Origin of the sequence: Tardiphaga robiniae, from assembly GCF_001618955.1 — a bacterium.
Lineage (GTDB): Bacteria > Pseudomonadota > Alphaproteobacteria > Rhizobiales > Xanthobacteraceae > Tardiphaga > Tardiphaga robiniae_A.
Window position 1 is genome coordinate 136,945 of sequence record NZ_LVYV01000002.1, and the last position, 20,757, is coordinate 157,701.

24 protein-coding genes and 1 tRNA gene are annotated in these 20,757 nt (G+C 59.8%); 12 read left to right on the top strand and 13 right to left on the bottom strand.

What is annotated here, in order from left to right:
- Positions 1-3 precede the first annotated feature (3 nt).
- From A4A58_RS06205 to A4A58_RS06220, 4 genes are all read right to left on the bottom strand, one after another.
- Positions 4-1,206 (bottom strand): beta-ketoacyl-ACP synthase, encoded by a 1,203-nt coding sequence (locus A4A58_RS06205; protein ID WP_068730590.1) that lies wholly within the window; start codon positions 1,204-1,206, stop codon positions 4-6.
- Positions 1,199-1,672, bottom strand: coding sequence for a 3-hydroxyacyl-ACP dehydratase FabZ family protein (locus A4A58_RS06210; protein ID WP_068730591.1), 474 nt, complete (start codon positions 1,670-1,672; stop codon positions 1,199-1,201). The genes A4A58_RS06205 and A4A58_RS06210 overlap by 8 nt, the downstream gene beginning before the upstream one ends.
- Positions 1,673-1,681: 9 nt before the next feature.
- Positions 1,682-1,963, bottom strand: coding sequence for an acyl carrier protein (locus A4A58_RS06215; RefSeq protein ID WP_002711294.1), 282 nt, complete (start codon positions 1,961-1,963; stop codon positions 1,682-1,684).
- 189 nt (positions 1,964-2,152) lie between these two features.
- Entirely contained in the window at positions 2,153-2,500 is a 348-nt protein-coding gene (locus A4A58_RS06220; protein WP_068730592.1) for a hypothetical protein, read from the bottom strand.
- A 175-nt stretch (positions 2,501-2,675) separates the two neighbouring features.
- On the opposite strand from A4A58_RS06220, the gene A4A58_RS06225 reads away from it, so the two are divergent.
- A complete protein-coding gene (locus A4A58_RS06225) occupies positions 2,676-3,302 on the top strand; it encodes a ParB-like protein (protein WP_068730593.1) in 627 nt (208 codons plus the stop codon).
- On the opposite strand, the gene A4A58_RS06230 is transcribed toward A4A58_RS06225, so the two are convergent.
- The 3 genes from A4A58_RS06230 to A4A58_RS06240 form a co-directional block, all read right to left on the bottom strand.
- A complete protein-coding gene (locus A4A58_RS06230; protein WP_068730594.1) occupies positions 3,263-3,772 on the bottom strand; it encodes an MgtC/SapB family protein in 510 nt (169 codons plus the stop codon). The genes A4A58_RS06225 and A4A58_RS06230 overlap by 40 nt on opposite strands.
- A 26-nt stretch (positions 3,773-3,798) precedes the next feature.
- Positions 3,799-4,377, bottom strand: a complete 579-nt coding sequence (locus A4A58_RS06235) for a peroxidase-related enzyme (RefSeq protein WP_068730732.1) — start codon at positions 4,375-4,377, stop codon at positions 3,799-3,801.
- Positions 4,378-4,467: 90 nt separating this feature from the next.
- Positions 4,468-6,228, bottom strand: a complete 1,761-nt coding sequence (locus A4A58_RS06240; protein ID WP_081421752.1) for an ATP-binding protein — start codon at positions 6,226-6,228, stop codon at positions 4,468-4,470.
- A 304-nt stretch (positions 6,229-6,532) separates the two neighbouring features.
- On the opposite strand from A4A58_RS06240, the gene A4A58_RS06245 reads away from it, so the two are divergent.
- The 8 genes from A4A58_RS06245 to A4A58_RS06280 all read left to right on the top strand — a co-directional run bounded on the left by A4A58_RS06245 (position 6,533) and on the right by A4A58_RS06280 (position 14,480).
- Positions 6,533-7,429: a LysR family transcriptional regulator gene (locus A4A58_RS06245; protein ID WP_068730595.1), complete on the top strand. Its 897-nt coding sequence runs from the start codon at positions 6,533-6,535 to the stop codon at positions 7,427-7,429.
- A 182-nt stretch (positions 7,430-7,611) separates the two neighbouring features.
- A complete protein-coding gene (locus A4A58_RS06250; protein WP_068730596.1) occupies positions 7,612-8,616 on the top strand; it encodes a Bug family tripartite tricarboxylate transporter substrate binding protein in 1,005 nt (334 codons plus the stop codon).
- Entirely contained in the window at positions 8,613-9,482 is an 870-nt protein-coding gene (locus A4A58_RS06255) for an amidohydrolase family protein (protein ID WP_068730597.1), read from the top strand. Before A4A58_RS06250 ends, A4A58_RS06255 begins: the two co-directional genes overlap by 4 nt.
- Positions 9,483-9,596: 114 nt before the next feature.
- Entirely contained in the window at positions 9,597-10,319 is a 723-nt protein-coding gene (locus tag A4A58_RS06260) for a PIG-L deacetylase family protein (protein ID WP_068730598.1), read from the top strand.
- Positions 10,316-11,008: a 4-carboxy-4-hydroxy-2-oxoadipate aldolase/oxaloacetate decarboxylase gene (locus A4A58_RS06265; protein WP_068730599.1), complete on the top strand. Its 693-nt coding sequence runs from the start codon at positions 10,316-10,318 to the stop codon at positions 11,006-11,008. The genes A4A58_RS06260 and A4A58_RS06265 overlap by 4 nt, the downstream gene beginning before the upstream one ends.
- Before the next feature lie 17 nt (positions 11,009-11,025).
- Positions 11,026-11,874, top strand: coding sequence for an ABC transporter substrate-binding protein (locus tag A4A58_RS06270; RefSeq protein WP_068730600.1), 849 nt, complete (start codon positions 11,026-11,028; stop codon positions 11,872-11,874).
- A 152-nt stretch (positions 11,875-12,026) separates the two neighbouring features.
- Positions 12,027-12,986 (top strand): catechol 2,3-dioxygenase, encoded by a 960-nt coding sequence (locus tag A4A58_RS06275; RefSeq protein ID WP_068730601.1) that lies wholly within the window; start codon positions 12,027-12,029, stop codon positions 12,984-12,986.
- Between the two features lie 72 nt (positions 12,987-13,058).
- Entirely contained in the window at positions 13,059-14,480 is a 1,422-nt protein-coding gene (locus tag A4A58_RS06280) for a purine-cytosine permease family protein (protein WP_068730602.1), read from the top strand.
- 315 nt (positions 14,481-14,795) lie between these two features.
- Here the strand turns inward: A4A58_RS06280 and A4A58_RS06285 are convergent, their stop codons facing one another.
- Positions 14,796-15,374 (bottom strand): DUF1488 family protein, encoded by a 579-nt coding sequence (locus A4A58_RS06285; RefSeq protein WP_081421753.1) that lies wholly within the window; start codon positions 15,372-15,374, stop codon positions 14,796-14,798.
- Between the two features lie 142 nt (positions 15,375-15,516).
- On the bottom strand, positions 15,517-15,678 hold the full coding sequence (locus A4A58_RS30180) for a hypothetical protein (RefSeq protein ID WP_204378167.1): 162 nt from the start codon (positions 15,676-15,678) through the stop codon (positions 15,517-15,519).
- Between the two features lie 151 nt (positions 15,679-15,829).
- Here A4A58_RS30180 and A4A58_RS30185 point away from each other — a divergent pair, with 151 nt between their 5' ends.
- The gene (locus A4A58_RS30185; protein WP_139069791.1) at positions 15,830-16,090 is read left to right on the top strand and encodes a hypothetical protein; all 261 of its coding nucleotides are present in this window, start codon (positions 15,830-15,832) and stop codon (positions 16,088-16,090) included.
- Between the two features lie 109 nt (positions 16,091-16,199).
- Here A4A58_RS30185 and A4A58_RS30190 read toward each other — a convergent pair whose 3' ends face one another.
- From A4A58_RS30190 to A4A58_RS06300, 3 genes are read right to left on the bottom strand one after another with little or no spacing between them, the layout of a single operon-like run.
- Positions 16,200-16,751: a hypothetical protein gene (locus A4A58_RS30190; protein ID WP_139069792.1), complete on the bottom strand. Its 552-nt coding sequence runs from the start codon at positions 16,749-16,751 to the stop codon at positions 16,200-16,202.
- Positions 16,752-16,798: 47 nt separating this feature from the next.
- On the bottom strand, positions 16,799-17,350 hold the full coding sequence (locus A4A58_RS06295; RefSeq protein WP_068730605.1) for a TIR domain-containing protein: 552 nt from the start codon (positions 17,348-17,350) through the stop codon (positions 16,799-16,801).
- On the bottom strand, positions 17,351-18,214 hold the full coding sequence (locus A4A58_RS06300) for a macro domain-containing protein (protein WP_068730606.1): 864 nt from the start codon (positions 18,212-18,214) through the stop codon (positions 17,351-17,353). It abuts the gene before it with no gap.
- A 341-nt stretch (positions 18,215-18,555) separates the two neighbouring features.
- On the opposite strand from A4A58_RS06300, the gene A4A58_RS06305 reads away from it, so the two are divergent.
- A tRNA-Gln gene (locus A4A58_RS06305) sits at positions 18,556-18,629 on the top strand.
- Between the two features lie 200 nt (positions 18,630-18,829).
- Here the strand turns inward: A4A58_RS06305 and A4A58_RS06310 are convergent.
- A complete protein-coding gene (locus A4A58_RS06310) occupies positions 18,830-19,630 on the bottom strand; it encodes a YdcF family protein (protein ID WP_068730607.1) in 801 nt (266 codons plus the stop codon).
- 390 nt (positions 19,631-20,020) lie between these two features.
- Here A4A58_RS06310 and A4A58_RS06315 point away from each other — a divergent pair, with 390 nt between their 5' ends.
- Positions 20,021-20,716, top strand: a complete 696-nt coding sequence (locus A4A58_RS06315) for a N5-glutamine methyltransferase family protein (protein WP_068730734.1) — start codon at positions 20,021-20,023, stop codon at positions 20,714-20,716.
- The last annotated feature ends 41 nt before the right edge of the window (positions 20,717-20,757 follow it).

Sequence of the window (20,757 nt, forward strand, 5' to 3'; positions counted from 1 at the left end):
GCTCTAGATGGCTTCAACCAGCGCCATGCCTTCGCCGCGCCAATGACCGGCGCCGATCACCACAATCTGGGTGGGCTTGCCGGACTTTTCAATCTCAAGGCCGGTTGAATCGTTCGGCGGAAACATCGCGCCGCGCGAGATCGCAAGGGCCGCAAGGCCGAGGCCGAGCGGAAATTGGGTTTCGAGCGTATGACCGAAGAGAGTGCCGGTGCCGCGGATGGCGACATCGGCATGATCCTTCAGGAAGGTGCGCTCTTCGGAGGTGACAGGCTCCGCGCCGGTCGCGCCGGTGATGATCGCTGCGTCACTCCTGGCGCCGAGCTGCGACCACAGTTTTTGCAGCGACGTCGTGACTTCGCCGGGCGTCTTGCGACGGGCTTGATCGGCAACGACGCTCTTCAAGCGTGCCAGCGGCTTGGCTCCGCGCGCTTCAGCATGCGCCCTGGATTCGATGACGAGGAACGCGCCAGCCGAGCCGAGCGCGAAGCCCGAATTCGCTTCGCGTGCCCACACGGTCTCGAATTTGTTCTTCAGGTTGAAGTCGTCGAATTCGTATAGCAGCAGCAGATCCTTGCGCTCGCCGTTATGCGCGGCGCCGATCAGTGCGATGTCGCTCTGGCCCGAGGCGATGCGTGCCAGCGCAATGCGCGCAGCATCGACGCCGGCGGCTTCCTCGCCCATGAAGGTACGCGACGAGCCGGTGACGCCGTGCACGATGGCGATGTTGCCGGCCAGCAGGTTCGAGAGTTGCGCCAGAAACAGGGTCGGACGAAGATCGTTCAGGAGCTTTTCGTTCAGCAGACCCGGCGATGCTGCGCCATAGCCTTCCGAATTCAGGATACCGGAATCGACGGCGAGATCGCGCTCACCGCCACCGGCGGCGACGATCATGTCCATCCTCGACAGGATGTCCTTATTGCCCTTCACGCCCGCGGAATCGAGCGCGAGGCCGGCGGCATAGGTGCCGATCCGTTGCCAGGCTTCCATCTGACGCTGATCGCCCTTCTTGGGAATCTGCGCGTCGTACGAGACCGGCGCGAGGGGGTGGACGATGTTCGGCGCGAAGCCGGTTTCATCGACATTGATACGCTTGTTGTTCAACGCATTCCAATGCGCGTCAGGGCCTTCGCCCAATGACGTGGCGAGGCCAATGCCGGTGATCCACGCTTCCACCGGCTCGGATGTCATCGGTCGGGTTTCAGCCATTGGTGATCGCCTGTAGGGGAAATCCGATGCGCTCGGCCACGATGTCCATGTGCCCGCGCAGATCCGGATGGGGAAACGGGACGGTCTTGAAGGTGAGCTGCGCGTTGCAGGTCAGCTTGCCGTCGACCTTGATCTTGACAGTGGTCATGTAGAAGCCGTCGCCTTCGTGCAGCACGCTGGCGTTGATGTCCAGCTTCGTACCCGGCGTGATGAAGGTGCGCATCTTGGCTTCCTTCACCGCGGCCAGGAACGGCATGCGCTTGAACTTCATCAGCGCGATCAGCAGCCAGCCCGAAGTCTGCGCCATCGACTCGATCAGCAGCACGCCGGGCATCAGTGGGTAGCCCGGGAAGTGGCCCTCGAAGATGGTGCTGGTTTCGGGGACGTTCGCTTCAACCGTGATCGTCCGTTCGCCGACATTGAGGTCGGTGATGCGGTCGATCAGGTGAAAATATTCGAGGTTCATGGCGGGGCGTTACGCGCCCTTGGCCGCGACCAATTCGTCGATGCGCGCGCTGAGGTTCTTCAGGACAAAATACTGCTCGGTGGTCGCCTTGCCGTCATTGACCTCCTGGGTCCATTTTTCGAGCGGCAGTTTGATCCCGAACGCCTTGTCGATCGCAAAAGCGATATCCAGGAAGTCGAGGCTGTCGATCCCCAGATCGTCGATGGCGTGGCTTTCCGGCGTGATCGTGTCGCGGGGAATGTCGCAAGTCTCGGCGATGATTGTAGCGACCTGATCGAATGTGGAGGACATTACTAAGCCTTTGATATATTGAAGATAATGTTCGATCGGCGCGCGCAAAGACAAGCCTTCGCCCCGGGGCAGTCCCGGTCCGCCGTATAGAGTCGATTGCCCGTATATCGGAGCGGGGGCGGCAGTTCAATGCAGTTGAGCGCTCGCTCACCAGCCCCTGTGGGCTGTGGAAAGAGGGTTTGGCGCCCCTCAGCCGTGCGGCGCAACAATATGGGCGCAGTCCCGGCGGCCCATCAACACGCAATCCTGGGTTTTGCGGAGATCCGCGATGCTGACCGCGAGCCAGATCCCGACACCCACGAGGATCACCGTGAAGCCGAAGGCTGCGCTATTGGCCAGCATCCGGTGGCGGAAGTCGTCGGGGTCGTCCTGTGCCTGTTGATAGCGGGACAGGTCGCTGGCGCCGGTGGTTTGGCGGCGGCGGGGGTGGTCGGCGGGAGCGGTGGGATGGTGTGGCAGCGTGTCGGAGGTGCGCGGCACGAAACGTAGCACGCGGTGCTCGTCATCCTCTCTGATAATCGGCTGCTGGGTCTTCATCGTCGTGGGTCTGCGCATGCAATGTCGCAGTGTAACATGAGGCGGCTGCTTCGCGCAGATAAAGTCCGCATGGCACGGATGCGGCAATCGTCGGAGATGACGTGGAACTGATCCGTATCGACGCGGCGGCCATGCCATAGTTGGTTTTGAACAGACGTCAGATATGGGAGGCCACATGCCGAACACACGCGAACCGTTGCTGCATCCGGTCCCAATCCTGTCGCTGCGGCCAACGCAGATGACGGTGGGCATGCGCGAGGTGAAGGAGAAGCGCAAACGATGGCGTGCACATAAATCGAAGCGCAAACAGGCCGAACTGCTCGGCCAGCACATGATCCCGGTGGTGCTCGGGCCCGACCAGCGCCACTATGTCGTCGACCACCATCATCTCGCACGTGCGCTGCATGACGAAGGCGTGAAGGATGTGCTCGTCACCGTGATCGCGGATCTCACGATGGTCGATATGAAAGCCTTCTGGGGTGTGCTCGATCACCGCCGCTGGGCCTATCCCTATGACGCCAAGGGCGAGCGGCGGCACTTCAAGGATATTCCGAAATCGGTGACGGGCCTGAAGGACGATCCGTTCCGCAGCCTGGCCGGCGAAATTCGCCGCGCTGGCGGCTATGCCAAGGACACCACGCCGTTCAGCGAATTCCTGTGGGCGGACCTGTTTCGCAGCCGGCTCTCCACCAAGGAGGTCGAGGCCGATTTCGCCAAGGCATTGGAGAAGGCACTGGCAATCGCCAAAAGCAAGGATGCGATCTATTTGCCCGGCTGGTGCGGACCGGCGTCGGACGACTGAGGCGCATCCATCGGGATCGCAGTGGGATCGCCTTTGCCGCCGAGCACGCGATGCAGGGCGCGTTCGATCCTTCCGCCGAGCAGCAGCACAACGAAGGCGATCACCACCGAGACGGTGACAATGCGCCAGTGACCCGCGCCGCACATGATGCCGACACAGGCTGTCAGCCAGACGCAGGCGGCGCTGGTCAGGCCACGGACGCGGAAATGCCGCTCGGCATGAAAGATCACGCCGGCACCGAGAAAGCCGACGCCTGTGAGGACGCCCTGAATGACCCGGCTCCCGGCATCCGTGAAGCCGCCTTTGCCGAGCGGATCTGCCAGCACCACGATCATGGCGGTGGCCAGGCTGACCAGCCCCAGCGTGCGCACGCCCACGGGCTTGCCGTGCAGATCGCGGTTGAGGCCGATGGCGCCGCCAACCAGGGCGGCGACGCCCAGACGCAAGATGATGTCCGACCAGTCGAGCAATGCGAGATCCTTCTAAACCCGGGCCATTACTTCGGCAGCCGGCCCATCATATAGAATTCGTCATTCGGCTTCATGTTGGTGACATTGGCCATCCGGTTCGACAGCGCGAAGAAGGCCGAGATCGCGGTGATGTCCCAGATATCGTCGTCGCTGAAGCCGTGGCCGGAGACCTCGGCGAAATCCTGCTCGCCGATGGTCTCGGCGGACCGGCTCACTTTCATGGCGAAATCCAGCATCGCACGCTGCTTTGGCGTGATGTCGGCCTTGTGGTAGTTGACGGCGATCTGGTCGGCGATGGTCGGGTTCTTGGCGCGAATGCGCAGGATCGCACCATGCGCGATGACGCAATAATGACACTGGTTGGCGGCTGACGTCGCGACCACGATCATCTCACGCTCGGCCTTGGTCAACCCGCTGTCTTTTTCCATCAGGGCGTCGTGATAGGCGAAGAACGCGCGGAATTCGTCGGGGCGATAGGCCAGCGACAGGAATACGTTCGGCACGAAGCCGGACTTTTCCTGCACGCCCATAATGCGCGTGCGGATGTCCTCGGGCAGCTTGTCGAGGGCGGGTGTCGGAAAGCGTTTCGCAATCGGCTGGGTCATCTGGCGTTCCCGTGAACGTTTCTGTTTCACGAGACCATAGGCGATCACGCCGTCACCGCAAAGCGCTTGCGGCAATGCAAGCCGATGCGATTAGCGCAGCGGTTTCTTGAGCAGCGAGAAGCGATCCGGATCGAGGCCGAGCGAGGGCTGCAGCATCGGGGCTTCGACGGTGCGGCTCGGCGTTGCCAGCGGCCGCTCGATGAAGCCGGGATCGTTCGGCACATCGCGATGCGATGTGGCGCCGCGCCAGCGTTCCAGCACCGCGCTGACGAACTGCATGTCGTGACCGGCGGCAACCGAGGGCACTGTCGCGATGGTGGCTTCCGAGCGCGGCAGTTGATGCGGCGGCACTTCCTTGAAACGCAGGCGGGTCGGCAATGCGACGCCTTCACCGAAGGCGAGTACTTCGCGGGTACCGAGTGACGGCACGAACGAGAGCAAGTTGGCGGCAGCATCCGACACCGCGGAGCGCAGCAGGGCCTGGTCGCGCTCGTTGGCGAGGCGCATGGCGAACAGTGTGTTGCACTGGGAAATGATCGTGGCGTCGAGTTCTGCCGGACGCTGCGTTACGAGGCCGAGATAGACGCCGTACTTGCGGCCTTCCTTGGCGATGCGCGACACTGCCTTGCGGGTCGGGCCAAAGCCGATATTGCGGTCGGCGGAGGCGTAGCGATGCGCTTCCTCGCAGACGAACAGCAGTGGCGAGGCGCCGTCGCTCCACAGGCCGAAATCGAATGCCATACGACAGAGCACCGACACCACGCTATCGACGACTTCCGCGGGGAAGCCGGCGAGCTGCATGATGGTCATCGGCTTGCCGTTGGCGGGCAGGCGGAACAGATGGCTGATCACTTCCGCCATGGTGTCGCCGCCGACATTGGCGTTGTCGAACATGAAGGCGTAGCGCGGGTCGTTCTTCACCGCTTCGATACGCGAGATCAGCTTGTGATACTGGATACGCGACGAGCGGTTCTCGAGCTTGCCCATGCGCTCGTCGATCAGCGAGATCAAATCGACCAGGCGATAAGGCACCGGCGTATCGACGGTGTAGCCGATGGTCTTGGGATCGATGCGCTTGAGGCCAATGCGGTCGGCGTTCTGGTATTGCGTGTAGACGCCCTTGGCGATCGGGATGACTTCCGAGAGGATTTCGAGCTCTTCGGGCACGCCGGGGCGGCCGGCGAACAGCACGTCGACGATTTCCTCGAAATTGAACAGCCAGAACGGCAGTTTAAGATTGCGCGGGTTCAGCACCAGCGACTTATCGCCGAAACAGCGGCCATATTCGTTATGCACATCGAGCAGGAAGATGCGCAGATGCGGGCGCGACTTCAGGATTTCATTGAGCAGCAGTGACACGCCGGTGGATTTACCGACACCGGTAGAGCCGAGCACCGCGAAATGCTTGCTCAGCATTTCCTCGACGTCGACGTAAGCCGTCACCGTTTTGTCCTGCTGCAGCGTGCCCACGTTGATCTGCTCGGAGCCGGACGGCGCATAGACCGTGCGCAGGTCATGAGTGCTGATCAGATCGACGATGTCGTCGATGGTGGGGTAGTTGGTGACGCCGCGCTGAAACTTGGCCTGGTCCCCCGACCCCAGGATTTCGCCAAGCAGATCGACCGAGGCGCTCGCGATATACATGTCCGATGCATGCATGTTCTCGGCGGACACCTCCGTGATCATGGCGATGATGGTGGAGGAGGCGCAACGGATGCTGACGAAGCGGCCGACGGTACCGCGCATCTCCGAGGGTGTCATCGGGCTCACGGCGAGCAATCCGACGCGGGCCAGCGAGCCCCGTACCGAGATAATGCGCCCGAACGACGCCGCTGCGTTTAAACTGGTCATTGATGAATTCGCGTCTCACGCCCCGGTTGGGCCGACTATGCAGGTCAGGGACTGGACAAATTGTTAAGGCACGTCCGCGGGCTATCGGTGGGCTCTGCTCGTCAAAATTGCATTGTGGAATTAGCTCCGCATTGGAATGCGAAACCCCAGCACTGGATACCTTGCCGTTCAAGGCCGGCGATCTGGCTTTACGCGGTTTTAACCAGCCCGAGATGTCGGTATATGCTGGCGTCGTAACCCTGCATGGTTCGTTATCGCTGCGTTATCTCAACGGGGTTGCCTTCGGCCCGTGTACGGACCTCTTATGCGCATCGATTTTCCCGGCCTGCAGGCGTTTCTGAGCATCGCGGAGCGGGGCAGCTTTTCGCGCGCGGCCGCGCACCTCAATCTGTCGCAGACGGCGCTGAGCCACCGGATCAAGAAACTCGAAGAGGATCTCGGCTTTCAGCTGCTGGCCCGCACAACGCGGCAGGTGGCACTGACCCCGGCCGGGCTGGAACTGCTGCCGACCGCGCGGCGGATGATCGGGGAGTTGTCCGATTCTATCGATCTGCTGCGGGCACGGGGCCGCAAGCGGCAGGAGCACATCGCGCTCGGCTGCCTGCCGACCATCGCCGCCTATCACCTGCCGCGGGTGCTGAAGCAGTTCAATGCGGTGCACCCGGGGATTTCGATCAAGATCCACGACAATTCAGCCAGCGAGATTGCCACTTTGGTGCAGTCCGGCCAGGCAGAGTTCGGCATCACGATCACGGCGACGAATATATGGGATCTGGCTGTCACCCCGCTGATCAAGGAGCGCTTCGTCCTGTTGTGCACCAAGGATCATGCCTTTGCGCAACGCAAGTTCGTGGCCTGGTCGCATCTCGAGGATATGCCGCTGATCCGTATCAGCCCGCAGGCCGGCAATAGGGCCCTGATCGACGACGCGCTCGGCCATCGCCGCGATAAGCTGAACTGGCGCTACGAGGTGCAGCATCTGCAGACGGCGGTGGGCATGGTGTTCGAGAAGCTCGGCATTGCCGTGGTCCCCAGTATCGCAGTGGCGACGCAGGGAACTGCCGGACTGGTCGCTGTGCCGCTGCGTAATCCCAGCGTCAGCCGCACGGTGGGCATCATCGTCAAGCGCGGACAGCCGGTGAGCAAGCCAGCGCAGGCGCTGATCGACCTGACCCGCAAATACTTCCAGGCTGCGGGATAATCCACTCGGCAGGATATATGCAGGAAACTGCACGATTATCCCAGATTTCTCATTTGTTTCATATATCGGAATTGGTTACTGCGGGAGCAGAACGGTCTATAGCCCTGTCGCGATAACGTGACGGCCATGGGTACCGACATAAAAACGGCAAGGGTGGACGCATCAGGCGTCTTCAATCCATCATGACGCTCCGCTTCCCGACCAGGCTCAAGCATCTGCTGAGCGCCGCGCATTTGGCGCTTGGTGCGATATTCCTCACGACCGCGGTACCTGTAGCGCAGGCCCAGTCCGGCTATCCGACCAAGCCCATTCGCGTGATCGTGCCGTTTGCCGCCGGCGGTGTTGCCGATATCACCATCCGCATCGTGGCCGAGAAGCTCGGCGATAATCTCGGCCAGCGTCTCGTGATCGAGAACATGCCGGGCGCCGGTGGCGTCGTTGCGGCGCGCGCAGTGCTGTCGTCGCAGCCGGACGGCTATACGCTGGCGCTGCTCAGCAACGGCACCGCCGTCAGCGTACCGCTGTTCAAGAACCTGCCATTCGATCCCGTGAAGAACTTTGCGCCGATCTCGAGCATCGGCTTCTTCGATTTCATCGTCGGCACCAATGCGAATTCGCAACACAAGACGCTGGCCGACGTCATCAAGTTCGCGCGCGACAATCCGGGCAAACTGAATGTCGGCACCATCAGTGTCGGTAGCACCCAGAACCTGTCGGCCGAATTGCTCAAATCCACGGCCGGGATCAATTTCCAGATCGTGCCATATCGCGGAACGCCGGAGGTCATTGTCGGGCTGCTGCGCGAAGACATCGATGTGATGATCGACAATTATGTCGGGATGAAATCCGCGCTGCAGGATGGCAAGATGCGTCCAGTCGGGACCACGGGCGAATCCCGTTCGGTGATCCTGAAAGACGTGCCGACGATGATCGAGGGTGGCGTGAGGGGCTATGACGTCGTGTCATGGAATGCGCTATTCGCACCGTCAGGTACGCCGCCCGAAGCGATTGCGCGGTTGAATGCGGGCCTGCGCGAAGTATTGGCGATGCCCGATGTGAAGCAGAAGCTGCTCGATCTCGGCATCGAGGCGAAAGCCAGTTCACCCGAGGAACTGAAGGCCCGGCTGGTTGACGACATCGCGAAGTGGACAGCCGTGATCGACAAGGCAGGAATTCCGAAGCAATGACGAAACCAACCGTTCCCGGTCCCGATCCGCATACCAAGGTGCCGAAGTTCAAGCTGCCGCCGCTGGCCTGCGACGCGCATACGCATATCTTCGGGCCCGGCGACAAATATCCCTATGTCGGTTCCTACATTCCGCCCGACGCGCCGCTGGAAGATTTTCAGGCGCTGCACAGGAAGCTCGGTATCGGTCGCGCGGTGATCGTCAATGCCAGCGTGCACGGGACCGACAACCGCGTGGCGCTCGACGCCATCGCGGTGAGCGGCGGCCGCTACCGGGCGGTGGCCAATATCGATGGCACGATCACGGAGCAGGGCCTGCGCGAATTGCATGAAGGCGGCTTCCGCGGCTGCCGCTTCAACTTCGTGCGACATCTCGGTGGCACGCCGGACATGAAAGTGTTTCATCGCATCATCGACATGATCGCGCCGATGAACTGGCATGTCGACCTGCATTTCGATGCGGTCGACCTGCCTGATTATGCCGACCTGCTGGCAAAACTGCCGGTGCGTTACACCATCGATCATATGGGGCGCGTCAAGGCCGCCGATGGCCTGGAGCAGCAGCCGTTCCGCACCCTGATCGACCTCATGAAGCGCGACGAGAAATGCTGGGTGAAGGTCTCCGGCTGCGAACGCGTGACCTCCATGGGGCCACCCTTCACCGATGCCGTGCCGTTTGCGAAGACAATCTGCGAGACCGCGCCGGATCGCGTGATCTGGGGCACCGACTGGCCGCATCCCAACGTCAAGGCGATGCCCAATGACGGCGATCTCGTCGATCTGATCCCGCTCTTCGCGCCGGATGCAGAGATTCAGCAGAAGATCCTCGTCGACAATCCCGCGCGATTGTTTGAATTCGACACTTAAAGTCTGACTCATCTTCGATGAATCAGACTTTAGGTTTTCTTTTTTCGAGCATGATCTTATCCGAAAACCGGCATCCACTTTTCGGGATCATGCTCCAAGCGACAGGAACATCCGATGTCCAAAGCCAAGACCGGCCTCGTGGTCTCAGCCCATCCCGGCGATTTCGTCTGGCGCGCCGGCGGCGCCATCGCGCTTCATGCGAAGAAGGGCTACCGCGTCAAGATCGTCTGTCTCGCATATGGCGAACGCGGCGAGTCGCAATTTGCCTGGAAGCAGGCGGGCATGACGCTCGATAAGGTCAAGGCTGGCCGAAAAGACGAAGCCGAGCGTGCGGCGGCGTCGCTCGGCGCCGAGATCGAATTTTTCGATGCCGGCGATTATCCGCTGCATCTGACCGAGGCGCACAAGGAACGGCTGATCGATATCTATCGGGAGCTCAATCCGAGCTTCGTGCTGACGCATTCGCTCGAAGATCCCTACAATGTCGATCATCCCGCGGCGACCGCCGCCGCACAGGAGGCCCGCATCATCGCGCAGGCGATGGGGCATAAGCCTGAAGCGGAATACAGCTACTCCGCGCCGCCGGTGTTCCTGTTCGAGCCTCATCAGCCGGAGATGTGCAATTTCAAGCCGCAGGTGATCCTCAATATCGATGAGGTCTGGGACATCAAGCGCAAGACGTTCGAAATTCTCGCTGCGCAGAAACATTTGTGGGCCTATTACGAGCGGGTGGCCTTGCAGCGCGGCATGCAGGGCGGCCGCAACACCGGCGCGGCCATGACCTATGGGGAAGCCTATCAGCGCCTGTTCCCGATGACGCTGGAGGTGTTGGCATGAAGCCCGTCGTTGTCAGAAATATTCAACGCGCCGATGCCGATGTGGTGCAGCGGTTGGGTATACTCGGCGTCTCTACGGTGCACGAGGCCTATGGCCGCTTTGGCCTGATGAAGACCTATATGCGGCCGGTGTGGTGCGGCGCGGAAGCGGCCGGCACCGCGGTGACCGTGCTGGCGCAGCCCGGTGACAACTGGATGCTGCATGTGGCCATCGAGCAGTGCAAACCCGGCGACATGCTGGTGGTGGCCTGCACGACGGACAACACCGACGGCATGTTCGGTGATCTCCTCGCGACCTCGCTGAAGGCACGCGGTGGCGTTGGCCTGATCATCGATGCTGGATGCCGCGATATCAAGACGTTGCGCGAGATGGGCTTTCCGGTGTGGTCGCGCGCGATCTCGGCGAAGGGGACAGTCAAGGCGACGCTCGGCGCGGTGAACGTGCCGGTGGTTTGCGCCGGCGCGCAGGTGACGCCGGGTGACGTCATCGTCGCCGACGAAGACGGTGTCGTGGTGATCCCGCGCAAACATGCCGCTGAGGTTGCGGTGAAGGGCGAGAAGCGTTTTGCCGAAGAAGACGCCAAGCGCCAGAAGCTTGCCTCCGGCATCCTCGGTCTCGACATGTATAATATGCGCGAGCCGCTCGCCAAAGCGGGCCTGGTTTACGTCGACGATCCCGATCAGGCCTGAGCGGGGAGGAGGCTGGCATGCGGCTCCGTATTCTGCTCGGCGATCATCCGCATACGGTTGCGTTGAAATCCGGCGCGATCACGTCTGATCTCGTAGAACTGGACTTCGCGGACTACACGCCCACCAACAAGGGCTTCAAGCCCATGGTGCGCGACGGGGCTTTCGACGTCGCCGAAATGGCCATCGTCACCTATCTGATGGCCAGGAGTTACGACAAGCCGATGGCGCTGCTGCCTGATGTGATGATGGCGCGGCATCAATTTGGGTTTGCGGTCACGAGCCCGGCGGCCGGCATTGCCAAGCCGCGGGATCTGGAAGGCAAGCGCGTCGGTATTCGATCGTTTACGACAACAACGGGCGCGTGGCTGCGCGGCATGCTCGCCAATGACTACGGCGTCAATCTCGATGCGATTGAATGGATCACCTTCGAGGATCCGCATGTCGCCGAATATGTCGACAGCACCACCAAGGCGCCTGCCGGCAAGGCGATCATGCAGATGCTGTTCGACGGCGAACTGGACGCCGTGCTCGGCGAGAAGAGCGACGATCCACGGGTGGCGCAGTTGTTCCCAGACGTGGCCGCTGCAGAGAAAGCCTGGCTGGCCAGGCATGGCGTGGTGCCGATCAACCACATGGTGGTGGTCAGCAAGCAATTGTCCGATACGCGCCCCGATGTGGTGCGCGAAGTCCACCGTATGCTGGAGGCGAGCAGGGCGGCGGCAGCCGGCAAGAGCCTGTCTTTCGATGCGGACGCCATGAATCGTTCGCTGGCTCTCATTACAGACTATTCTGCGCAGCAGGGGCTGATCCCGCGCAGGTTGAGCGTTGATGAGCTGTTCGACGACGTGACGCGCGCGTTGCGATAGCGCGCCGTCGCCCTCATCCTGAGGAGCGGTCGTCTTCGACCGCGTCTCGAAGGATGAGCGCCCAATTCCTCATGGTTCGAGACGCGCGAAGACGCGCTCCTCACCATGAGGGGATCGAGTAAGCTCGACTAGAATACTGGAGGAAACGACCAATGACTCCCGAACCCATCTTCGATCTCGCCCATCTCGGCCATCTCGAATTGCTGACGCCGAAGCCGGACGAGAGTCTCAAATTCTTCGTCGACGTGATGGGCATGACCGTGTCCGGCCGGCAGGGCGAGTCGGTCTATCTGCGCGGCTGGGACGACTATGAGCGCTATTCGCTGAAGCTGACGGCGTCGAACACGTCGGGCATGGAGCATATGGCGCTGCGGGCGCGTAGCCCGCAGGCGCTGGAGCGCCGCGTCGCAGCGCTGAAAGGCTCCGGCTACGATATCGGCTGGACCGACGGTGACCTCGGCCATGGGCCGGCATTTCGCTGCCGCGACCCCGACGGCCACATCGTCGAACTCTATTACGAGACCGAATGGTACGAGGCGCCGCCGGAGCTCAAGCCGGCGCTTAAAAATCAGGCGCAGCGCTATCCGGCGCGGGGCATCAATGTGCGACGGCTCGATCACCTCAACTGCCTCGCGGTGGATATCAAGGCCAACCGGGAGTTTTTCGAGCACTATATGGGGCTCCGCCTGACCGAGCAGATCGTGCTCAATGACGGCACGGAAGCGGCGATGTGGATGACGATGTCGAACAAGAGCTACGACTTTGCCTATTCGCGCGATCACTCCGGCACCAAGGGGCGCTTCCACCACGTCACCTACGCGCTCGACAGCCGCGAAGACATTCTGCGTGCGGCTGATATCTTTCTGGAAAATGGCGTGTTCATCGAGACCGGACCGCACAAACATGCGATCCAGCAGACCTTCTTCCTCTATGTCTACGAGCCCGGCGGCAACCGCGTCGAAGTCGCCAATGCCGGCGCACGTTTGATCCTGGCGCCGGACTGGAAGCCGATCGTCTGGACCGAGGAGGAACGCAAGAAGGGCCAGGCCTGGGGCCTCAAGACCATCGAGTCGTTCCACACGCATGGAACGCCGCCGGTGCCCCACAAGTAGCAGGCCGCTCTGCCGGGATTGGTACGCGTCTTGCTTTGTTGACCTCAGGTTGTTTCTGACGTGGGGGCGAGCATGACTAACTCAGAGTTGCGGGCAGACATCCACAGTATCGAACCGATCCCCGATGCCGACCGGGATTCCACCGGGCCGCAGCAGATGTGGATCTGGGCAGGTGCCAATATCGCGCCGGTGAACTGGGCGCTCGGCGCGCTTGGTATCATTCTCAAGCTAGGCTTGTGGGAAACCATCGCGGTCATCGTCATTGGCAATGCGGCGGGCTCCGCGATCTTCGCGGCTTTCACGGTCATGGGCCACAAGACCGGCGTCAACCAGATGGTACTCGCGCGCTCGGCCTTCGGACGCAGGGGTGCCTATCTGCCGAGCTTGCTGATGTTCCTGATGACGCTCGGCTGGATCGGCGTGAACACCTATTTCCCGGTCAAGATCTCGATGGCCATTCTCGGCCAGTTCGGGATCGCCGATAGCTGGTTCGCCAACCTCGTGGTGATCACCATCGTGATGGTGACGCAGGTGGTGATCGGCACCTATGGTTTCTATGCGATCCGCACCTTCGAGAAATACACCGTGCCGGTCACGGTGGTGATCATGGTGCTGATGAGCGTGCTGGCCTGGAGCCAGCCAGGCGTCGTCAACTGGAATCACACCACGTCGCTGCCGCCGGGGCCGCATCTGGCGATGCTGTCGCTGCTGATGACCGCCGTTGGCGTTGGCTGGGGCATTTCGTGGGTGACCTGGGCGTCGGACTATTCGCGCTTCGTGCCGCGCTCGACCTCGTCGAAAGCCGTGTTCTGGTACAGCTATCTCGGCATGTATGTGCCGTCGGTGTGGCTCGCTGTTCTCGGCGCCACGATTGCCTCGGTGACGCTCGACACCGATCCCGCCAAGATGGTCTCGGCCGTGTTCGGCGGCGTCGCCAGCATTCTCGTGCTGCTGCTGGTGCTGCACGGGCCGATCGCCACCAACATTCTCAACGTCTATTCGTCGGCGCTGGCGGCGCTCAGCATAGGTGTCCGTTTTTCGCGGACGATGCTGGCGCTGATCGTCGGCATCGCGGGCTATGCGGTGACGGTGTATTTCATCTTCGCGCCGTCTTTCGCCAAGGCCTTCGATAACTGGCTGATCAGCCTGCTGATGTGGATGAGCCCCTATGCGGGGGTGGTGTTGGCCGACTTCTTCGTCAGGCGGAAGAGCCAGATCGATATCGCCGAACTCTATAAATCGCCGGAGAGCAGCATCTATGGCGATATCAACTGGAGCGGCATGATCGCGTTCTTCGCGGGCCTGATCGCCACCTGGCTGTTCCAGGATGGCCTGGTGCCTGCGTTGCAGGGGCCGATCTCGATCAACCTTCTCGGCGGCGCGGATCTGAGCTGGCTGGCGGGCATCGTCGTGGGCGGTGGCGTCTATCTGGCGCTCAGCAGGCGCCTGGCGCCGGAGCCGATGGCCATCCCGGTCGGTGGGCCGGGCGAATAGGCGAGGCGACTGGGTAGGCCGCGTCCGCGTGGCCTGCCCATTGCCAGTGGTGTCAATGAGCCGTCATTTCCGTCCAGAGCCCTTGCGCTTTGTCCGGCGGACGGGCTAGAACGCGCCCGAACGAGATGAGCATCTCTGTTCCGACCGATTCCAGACTGGATTTTTCCGTAAGTCTCTGAATCGTTTGGGGAATGGTGTAACGGTAGCCTTACAGTTTCTGGGGTAAGTCGTTGATTTCATTGAATTGGTTTTTCAATCTAGGCCCATTTTGTCCTGCTGTTTCCGGGCATTTCTGAGCCGTTTGCAAAACTTGGATCATGGGGCGGAACTTCGTTTCTCGGCCCTCCTGCTTCCGCGAGTGTCCGGCAGCGGTTCGGCATGAACATCGTCATTGCCGATCACGATTCGACCGTCCTCGTCGAACTCACCAGAATCGAATTTCCGTTGAGCAACGCCGTAAAATACGTCTGCGTGTTCGCTGAAATAATCAAAGACGTCAGACATGCGTTGATAACTTACCCGGTCGTCGAGCACCTCCCGGCGAATGTAACACCTGACAGGCCGGCCGCCCGTCGTAGCCAAAGCGAAGGCGAGGCCCCAACTGTCAGGCATCGGTCGCGTGTTCGGGATCGGGTGAAGCAAAGACTCGCCGATGAGTGGCGTGATGTTCTCATCGAAATATTTAATGGTCAGCCACTGCCCGCGTGCGTAAGCCTGAATATCCCGCCACACGCCAGGTGGAATAGAATCTTGGCCTGAGGCCCATCTTCGCATGGACCTGTCAGAGACGCCGGCGACTCGGCAAAATTCAGCCTGCCAAGATGCACCAAAAAGCACTTCGCCGATCTGGCGAAGTAACAACGATTCCTGCGTAGGACGAATTTGTTCTGTCATGTGAAGAGGACCTTTCCGTCCAAGTTCTAATGCGGGGCGGGGCAATCCCCGAGCCGCTGTTGATAAAATAAGCGCTCCCTACAGAGTGTCAACGACTATCTCCCAACGTACTGCCGACGGTCGTGTTCTTGTGTAGCAGCGTCTACCCTCCAAAGAGTTGCGCGGCGCCGTTGGTGACCGGGCGCTCGACGCAGACGGGGACGCCGCATCGCTGAGGCATGCCCTTCGAGGCCTTTTGTACCTGGTTGATGGTCATGCTCCATTTTGTGAACTGCCAGTCGGCAGCGGCGGGCGTGATGCTCATAAGAAATGATGCCGTTACAGCAAAATGGCGCATAGTTTTTCTTCGGAGAGCCACGAACCATCACTCAACCCTCACGGAATCGTAAGAGATTATGCGATGATGGATTGTCAGCAACTCGCCTGGTTGCGAGAGACCAACAAAGGAGGATGCGGTGGGGAAGTCAGCTGAAAACGAGCGCCTGAAGCTGCGTGCCACATTTCTCAATAATGCCGCCCTTGCAGTGTTGGTAGCCGGCGTGGTCGCTCCAGCATTTTACGTAATGAGCGAGCCGAGCTTGAGAGACCTGCCAGTTGTCACTGCTTTTTCGACAGGCGGTTTCTGGCCAGCGGTCAAAAGTGTATCAGCAGCAACTTTTGCCGCGTTCGGGCTTCATTGCTGGGCCTCAGCCTTAGTCAGTCGAATCGAGGACTAAAGTTTGCCACTGAAAAGAGAAGTTATCGTTCGCCAGGATACCAAATTGATGTTCGGTAGGTTGCGCCATCGGCATTGATCGCAACTCCACGGTCAGGCGTCGAATAAGGTTACACTTGGTATCGCACGATCGTAGACGCCGCGGCTTTGTAGACCGCATCCGCATCGGCGATAGCTTTGAGAAGGTCGAAATAATGCTTCTCATTGCCGTATGTTTTGATCAGCTTTTCAACGAAAGCTGCGTTCCTGCTGGGATAACCAACGTTTTGAATTGGCGAATGCTTCCTATCCTGCAGATACGTTCGATACGACCCAGTCCCAATACCAAGCTCGATTAAATGAGCGTGTTCAGCTTTTCTCGTCTTGAACGACTGTGCCATGAAATACTGGGACGATAACCCGCGGATGTATTCATCTAAAAACTGCCGGGCATGCATCAACAAGTCGCTCGCTTGTTTAGGCGCTACCAATGACGAACGTAGCGTCATTTGTTGACCTGATCTATCTAACTCCCATTTTCCTCGGCAGTCGTTGCAGTCAACTCGAAACGAAATATCCGCGCCACTCCACGGATTATCTTGAGTGACCATCGTTTTGATAACATCACCCTTGCCACACGCACATTTTCCGATTGCATATTCGTCAGTTTCTGATGTGCTCATCCTGTACCGCTTGCAAACGAGAAGAACAATTATCGCGAGTGAACGATCTATACACTGATCCCGAAGGTGCGGTGTGCTTCTGGCGAATAATAGTCCAGGGAGGATCCTGGAGGATGGTCGATGTCCCAGTTCGTAATCGCGTCGTTCAGCGCTTTCTGATTGAATGGGACATGGAGTGCGGCGACTGATCTGTTGTTAATGCGGCTCGCAAATGCTGCGGGCCACAAATAGCTCAACGCGGCCGGTCGGGGCACTGAGACGCACCCCGTATACGCGGCTATTATCGGAATCTTACACCGATCTACAGCGTAAGCGATCTCAAACGGAACCCAATCGGTGTCGTACTGGGTCGTCGGTCCGATGATCAGGACCATGTTGCGTGAGTTGTTTAATCGCTCGATCAGGCTTCGGCGCAGCGTCTCCTTTGTGCTAGAGTCTCTGACGGCGGCAGACTTATCGTGGCTATTGATGAATTTGAACTCGATTGAGTCGTGTTCGTGCCACGCTTTCAGCAATCTATAGTATCGGATGTCTGACGCAGTCGGGTCGGTAGTTCCACCCGCATGGAACGCGATGTATGTGCCGTTTCTGTAAGCCATCTATCTTTTGCTCCAGTCACGTTCGATCTCTCGGATGTCGAGCAGCTTGAAGCAGGCTTCCGGGACGATGATGTTTACCTGTTTCGGAAGCCCGGACCGTCTGCCGTAGTCGACCAGTGCCAGGACGATAAGCCTGAGGAGGTGCTGTGGCTCGATGTTTACGCTCGACTGACCGTTCCCGATTAATGGCAGGGATAAGGTGGCGCCGTTGCCGTAATTCTTCACTGTCGACAGCGCCCCCCTCAGCGCGTCCCATAGGAGTGGCACAGTCGATGATGCTTTCGACGTGGCCATATCCGTCAGAGCCATAGCGACCAGAAATATCTGATGCTGACCATTTCGAACCACCGCAGTCGTGCCAATCGGATATTTCAAATCAGGTTTGACCGACCGCTCGGTCTTCGTCGCCGGAAGATGCTTGATTGACCGGTCTACATCGAGGCGAAATCGGGCGGCTTCACCGTTGAAGACCTGCTCGATCACTTTCCCATGCAACGAATTCCTTGAGACGATGTGACCGATCTCATGATCGAAGAATTCACCAACCCCGATCAACAAATCGGATTGCTCGGTCAGCAAATCGCCAAATCGAATGTCGATCCGACTGTCGGTTGTTGGGATCGCAAAGGAAACGGATCGCTTTTCATAGGTGTATGCGATGAACCAGACGATAGCTGCGGCGGCAACCGCCGCGAGATACCAAGTGCCGTGGTCCACAATCCAGAGGTTAGCGGCCGTCGATACTCTAGTGATTATCCCGGTCAGCAGCGAGATTGCGCCGACAACACTGAGCGCGCGTCCGATACCGATTTTCCATCGTCGCTGTATTCCGACGAATAGTGATTTGATGACCTCTTGAACCATGTGCTCTCCCGCCAGTATCCAAAGAGTACCGGTTAGGTTCCGCACTTCCTAGTTGATGGAACTGTCAAACGCGATTTGTCCCGTGCAAATCGCGGAGTTGCGCGTGTAGCGGATATCTACCTCAGAGTTCGCTAACGGTAGGGAGGCAGATTGGCTTTCGCCGGAGCTGACTTTGAAACGAAATCAGCAGAATCAGGCGATTAGAGCACTCAGTCCGGTGAAAAGGCCGAAGATTTCAACAGGGGCTAGACCGATCCGATCCGTACGGTTATACGACGGCTACCGATTTTCGAGGGTTTGCAAAACTCCTTGGAAAAATCACTGTGATATCAGTGACTTATTGGGGAATGGTGTAACGGTAGCACAACAGACTCTGACTCTGTTTGTCTAGGTTCGAATCCTAGTTCCCCAGCCAAACTCGAATTTCTCTTCGCAGATCAAAGACTTCTAACCCGCTGCCTTTTCGAGAAAATTCGGTGGCCCACAACAATGGCCCACACGAGGCTTGAATGGCGTCCGGTCGGTACCTGCGGCGGCGTGGCCATACATGGCTTTTGGCTTCCGACGGCCTGCGGCGCTTGCCGCTTGCCATGTCTCGGGGCCAGAGAATCAGAATCAATGTCTATCGGCGCCCGGCAGCAAGTCGTCGATCCGCCCCGTGACTCGATAGGCAATGAGCCCGAACCATTCGCGCACCGCAATGTCGGTCCGCGCCAGCCCGTCAAGGGCGAGGGTGGTGAAGGAAAGTGCGTCGCGGCGACCGCCGACCCACCAGTCGACTGGATAAGCCTCGACCGGAAATCCGGCTTTGCGAAACAGGCCAATCGATCGCGGCATATGGAACGCTGATGTTACGAGAACCCAGCGCTCGCCCGGCTTCGGCGCCACGAGCGCTTTGGTGAATTCGGCGTTCTCATGCGTGTTGCGCGATTGCCGCTCCATGATCAACCGCGATTTGTCGACTCCAAGGCTCTCGAAGATCGCGGCGGCGTAATCGGCCTCTCTGGCATCCGACACCAGCCTCGGACTGCCGCCGGTGAACACCAGGCGTGCATTCGGATATTGTCGCGCCAGCGCTGCGGCTGCGATGAGGCGGTCGGGCGAGCGACGGACGACCGGCGTGTCGCGCGCAAGTGAAACATCGGCGTCGATCGAGCCGCCGAGCACGATGATGCCGTCAGGCGCACGCTGTCCCGGATCCCAGGGCGGGAAGCGCGATTCAAGCGGATAGATCAGCAATCTTCCAGCCGGCGAAAACGCGGCCACCACAAGCAGCACGGCGGCTGTGATCATAAGCCCGCGGCCAAGCGAAAAAAGCCGTGTTGCCGAAAGGACCGCGCCGAGCACACCGAGGCCGATCAGGAAATTGACCGGCGCGAGCGCGTTGCCAAGAGTCTTGGACAATACAAAAAACAACTTAAGGCCTCAGCCCCGTTGATACTGAAAGCGCCATAGCAGCAAACGGCCAACGAAGCCATCGCCACGAATCGTTAGCTCGCCGGACAGGGTGCCGGATCGCCGTGGCCCGTTCATAAGAACTCGAAAGCGGAACAGACAAATACCACTCAGCCTCGAAGTGGCCGAAGTCAGAGCGAGTCTGCGTCGTCGGATGACCATGCAGCCGGTGGGGTGCCGCATCGACAAATGCGTAAGGAGCGCTGCCAAAAACAACCGCATTGCTGCCATCGGCCCATCTACCTCGTTGTGACTACCGCCATTGCCACATGGACAGGGCATGGTTCTGTCCGGTGCATGATCACGCCGCATGCAACAGTTGTCGCGCAACGTCCAGGCAGGGTGACCGCAATGAGCGAAGTGATCAACGTCGCCAAAGCTTACGATGAGGGACGCACTCTATTTATGGGAATAGAGCTGCTGGTCGCACCCGGTGCGCTCGTCCCCCGGCCGGAAACCGAATTGCTTTGCGCTAGCGCTGTCGATGCTCTGCGTCAGTTAAACGTGGCGGAGCCGCGGGTGATCGACATGTGCTGCGGCGCAGGCAATCTGGCATGCGCCATCGCTCTCAAGATCCCCGACGCAAGCGTCTGGGCGAGCGACCTAACCGATGGATGTGTCACTGTCGCACGTCGCAATGTCGCCTATCACGGACTCACGCAACGCATGTCGGTGCTTCAGGGCGATCTGTTCGACGCTTTTTCAGATCTGTCGCTAGATGGGACCATCGACCTGATCGTCTGCAACCCACCCTATATTTCGGAAACGCGGCTCAGAGGCGATCGTGCCCCCTTGCTCGAACTCGAACCACGTGAGGCATTCGCAGCCGGTCCTTACGGACTTAGCATCCATATGCGGGTTACGAAGGACGCAGTCAGATATTTGCGGCCAGGCGGCATCCTCTTGTTCGAGGTCGGCTCTGGTCAGGAGCGGCAGGTGACAACCCTTCTTGAGCGCAACAAGAGCTACGAGAGCATCAGCGTGGTAACGAACGAAACGGGCGAAGGCCGCGTCGTTATGGGATACCGCAAAAGCACAAGAGCTTGAACCGCTGCGATGGTGTTCGCGACGCGGTCTGGACGCTGCAG

What these genes read in the sequence shown, in the direction of transcription:
- A4A58_RS06205 (WP_068730590.1), bottom strand. Translation starts at nt 1,206, where the DNA reads ATGGCTGAAACCCGACCGATGACATCCGAGCCGGTGGAAGCGTGGATC.
- A4A58_RS06210 (WP_068730591.1), bottom strand. Translation starts at nt 1,672, where the DNA reads ATGAACCTCGAATATTTTCACCTGATCGACCGCATCACCGACCTCAAT.
- A4A58_RS06215 (WP_002711294.1), bottom strand. Translation starts at nt 1,963, where the DNA reads ATGTCCTCCACATTCGATCAGGTCGCTACAATCATCGCCGAGACTTGC.
- A4A58_RS06220 (WP_068730592.1), bottom strand. Translation starts at nt 2,500, where the DNA reads ATGAAGACCCAGCAGCCGATTATCAGAGAGGATGACGAGCACCGCGTG.
- A4A58_RS06225 (WP_068730593.1), top strand. Translation starts at nt 2,676, where the DNA reads ATGCCGAACACACGCGAACCGTTGCTGCATCCGGTCCCAATCCTGTCG.
- A4A58_RS06235 (WP_068730732.1), bottom strand. Translation starts at nt 4,377, where the DNA reads ATGACCCAGCCGATTGCGAAACGCTTTCCGACACCCGCCCTCGACAAG.
- A4A58_RS06240 (WP_081421752.1), bottom strand. Translation starts at nt 6,228, where the DNA reads ATGACCAGTTTAAACGCAGCGGCGTCGTTCGGGCGCATTATCTCGGTA.
- A4A58_RS06245 (WP_068730595.1), top strand. Translation starts at nt 6,533, where the DNA reads ATGCGCATCGATTTTCCCGGCCTGCAGGCGTTTCTGAGCATCGCGGAG.
- A4A58_RS06250 (WP_068730596.1), top strand. Translation starts at nt 7,612, where the DNA reads ATGACGCTCCGCTTCCCGACCAGGCTCAAGCATCTGCTGAGCGCCGCG.
- A4A58_RS06255 (WP_068730597.1), top strand. Translation starts at nt 8,613, where the DNA reads ATGACGAAACCAACCGTTCCCGGTCCCGATCCGCATACCAAGGTGCCG.
- A4A58_RS06260 (WP_068730598.1), top strand. Translation starts at nt 9,597, where the DNA reads ATGTCCAAAGCCAAGACCGGCCTCGTGGTCTCAGCCCATCCCGGCGAT.
- A4A58_RS06265 (WP_068730599.1), top strand. Translation starts at nt 10,316, where the DNA reads ATGAAGCCCGTCGTTGTCAGAAATATTCAACGCGCCGATGCCGATGTG.
- A4A58_RS06270 (WP_068730600.1), top strand. Translation starts at nt 11,026, where the DNA reads ATGCGGCTCCGTATTCTGCTCGGCGATCATCCGCATACGGTTGCGTTG.
- A4A58_RS06275 (WP_068730601.1), top strand. Translation starts at nt 12,027, where the DNA reads ATGACTCCCGAACCCATCTTCGATCTCGCCCATCTCGGCCATCTCGAA.
- A4A58_RS06280 (WP_068730602.1), top strand. Translation starts at nt 13,059, where the DNA reads ATGACTAACTCAGAGTTGCGGGCAGACATCCACAGTATCGAACCGATC.
- A4A58_RS06285 (WP_081421753.1), bottom strand. Translation starts at nt 15,374, where the DNA reads ATGACAGAACAAATTCGTCCTACGCAGGAATCGTTGTTACTTCGCCAG.
- A4A58_RS30180 (WP_204378167.1), bottom strand. Translation starts at nt 15,678, where the DNA reads ATGAGCATCACGCCCGCCGCTGCCGACTGGCAGTTCACAAAATGGAGC.
- A4A58_RS30190 (WP_139069792.1), bottom strand. Translation starts at nt 16,751, where the DNA reads ATGAGCACATCAGAAACTGACGAATATGCAATCGGAAAATGTGCGTGT.
- A4A58_RS06295 (WP_068730605.1), bottom strand. Translation starts at nt 17,350, where the DNA reads ATGGCTTACAGAAACGGCACATACATCGCGTTCCATGCGGGTGGAACT.
- A4A58_RS06300 (WP_068730606.1), bottom strand. Translation starts at nt 18,214, where the DNA reads ATGGTTCAAGAGGTCATCAAATCACTATTCGTCGGAATACAGCGACGA.
- A4A58_RS06315 (WP_068730734.1), top strand. Translation starts at nt 20,021, where the DNA reads ATGAGCGAAGTGATCAACGTCGCCAAAGCTTACGATGAGGGACGCACT.